The 1,979-nt window shown below is 64.6% G+C and carries 2 protein-coding genes and 2 pseudogenes; 3 read left to right on the forward strand and 1 reads right to left on the reverse strand.

Going from position 1 to position 1,979, the window contains the following annotated elements; genetic code table 11:
* Window positions 1–112: 112 nt before the first annotated feature.
* The 3 genes and pseudogenes from QMX88_RS29205 to QMX88_RS29215 form a co-directional block, all read left to right on the forward strand.
* Window positions 113–439: pseudogene (locus QMX88_RS29205) on the forward strand (cytochrome P460 family protein); the annotation flags it as partial.
* A 73-nt stretch (window positions 440–512) separates the two neighbouring features.
* Window positions 513–788 (forward strand): annotated as a pseudogene (locus QMX88_RS29950) (uracil-DNA glycosylase family protein); the annotation flags it as partial.
* A 61-nt stretch (window positions 789–849) separates the two neighbouring features.
* Window positions 850–1,113, forward strand: a complete 264-nt coding sequence (locus QMX88_RS29215) for a uracil-DNA glycosylase family protein (RefSeq protein WP_003830781.1) — start codon at window positions 850–852, stop codon at window positions 1,111–1,113.
* 183 nt (window positions 1,114–1,296) lie between these two features.
* Here QMX88_RS29215 and QMX88_RS29220 read toward each other — a convergent pair.
* A partial coding sequence (locus QMX88_RS29220; protein ID WP_110765449.1) for a LysR family transcriptional regulator substrate-binding protein occupies window positions 1,297–1,979 on the reverse strand: 683 nt, incomplete at its 5' end.

A 1,979-nucleotide genomic window follows, 5' to 3' on the forward strand; every position in this document is an offset into this window, starting at 1 on the left:
CATAGGCATATAAGGAGAACACGATGAAAATCGCACTCACCGGCGCTCTGCTCGCCAGCGCCCTCGTCCTGCCACTGGCCGTCACGGCCGGCGACTAAAGGCCTCGGCCGAGCACTACCGCAAGACCGGCAAGTTCTTGGACGGCGCCACGCTGGTGAAAGAGATCCGCAAGCTCGAAACCAGCGCCATGACCACTGGCAACCCTGTGGTCTGGGGTTCCGATGCGGCCGTGTGGTTCGTGATGGTCAAGGACGCCAAAGGCCGTTTCGCCAGCAACCCCTTGTGGGGCGACGGCTGGGGCTGGGCGCTGTTCAAGGCCGACGCCCCCGCCAAGAATGTCGCCGTCAGCTACGAAGCCGACTGCATGGGCTGCCATGTGCCGGCGGCCAAGACCGACCGCGTATTCATCCAGGGCTATCCGACACTGACCCAGCACTGACTTGCTGCCGGGTTACGCTTCGCGCAGGATGGCACCTCCGTCCTGCGCGAGCCACCCTTTCCGGAAGCGCGCCATGCCGACACTCGACGCCTTTCTGACCGACGTCCGCGCCTGCACGCGCTGCGCACCGCATCTGCCACACGGCGTGCAGCCGGTCTTCCAGTTTCACCCGAGTGCGCCCATCCTCATCGCCGGCCAAGCACCGGGGGCCCGGGTCCATGCCTCAGGCGTGCCCTTCGACGACGCCAGCGGCGCGCGTCTGCGCGCCTGGCTGGGCGTGGACCGCGACACCTTCTACGACCCTACCCGCATCGCCATTCTGCCCATGGGCTTCTGTTATCCGGGCACCGGCAAAAGCGGTGACCTGCCGCTACGCCCGGAGTGCGCCCCCCGCCTGGCGCGAAGCCTTCATGCAGCGTTTCGAGCGCCTGTCGCTGGTCATCGTGCTGGGCAGCTACGCCATGGACTACCACCTCGGTACTGGCAAGACGCCGCTCACCCGGGTGGTCGAAGCCTGGCGCGAGCACTGGCCGCAAGCGTTCCCCCTGCCTCACCCTAGCCCGCGCAACAATCGCTGGCTGGTGCGCAACCCCTGGTTCCAACAAGACGTGCTGCCCGCGCTGCAAGCACGCGTCCAGGCAGTCCTCACCGCCAACCCCAAGGAAACCCCATGACCGACGACACCGCCGCCATTACCGAGCTGCTGCACAAGTACTACGACACCCTGGCCTGGGCGAACGGAGACAGGCACCGGCTTTGGAGCGATGAACGACGGCTTCAGGTGCGGTAGCTGACGCCTGGGACCTCAATCACCGTATGACCGGGTCGAAAGCGGTCCTTTCTCTGACAACATCGCCCTAGCCCGCACTCAACCCCCACAACACATCCAGCACATGTTGCGTAGGCCGCTCGACGTCCCCACCACGGTGGGCAATACCAAGTTGACGCCACAATAAGGGCTGTAATGGCCGCATGACGATCCTGGTATCGGGCAATGGCGTGGAGGCTTCATGCGGCAACAACGTCGCACCATAACCGGCCGCCACTAGGCTTTTGATCGCATCGTTGTAGTTCAGTTGAATACGCGGCGTGGGCTGCCGTCCATCACTGGCGAACCACTCCGAGGTCAAGCGCGAAAGCCGAGTAGTTTTGTCATTCAGAATTAATGGCTGGGCGGCCAGCCAACCGGGGGTCACAACATCCGGGCATTCCCAGCGAGCCGGCAAGAAGGCCATGACCGGGTCCCGCCGCCATGGCTCGATCCGCAATTCCTTCACCGGGGTCTGTGGCAGCGCGACCAGACCGATCTCCAAAGAGCCCTCGGCAAGCTTCTTCAAAGTTTCCTGCGACGTGAGCACCGCGACCTGCACATCGATAGCGGGATGGCGTTGGCCCAACGTCTCCAAAGCTTGCGGCATCAACTGTGCGATGGCCCCTGTGGAGGCACCCAGCCGCACACGCCCGGCCAAGCCCTGCACCTGACGCTCCACGTCCTCAAGCGCCTGCTCCGCATCCGCCAACAGGCGCCGCGCGCGCTCCA

The sequence above is a fragment of the Pseudomonas sp. PS02290 genome (assembly GCF_029960075.1).
In the GTDB taxonomy this organism is placed as follows: Bacteria; Pseudomonadota; Gammaproteobacteria; order Pseudomonadales; family Pseudomonadaceae; genus Aquipseudomonas.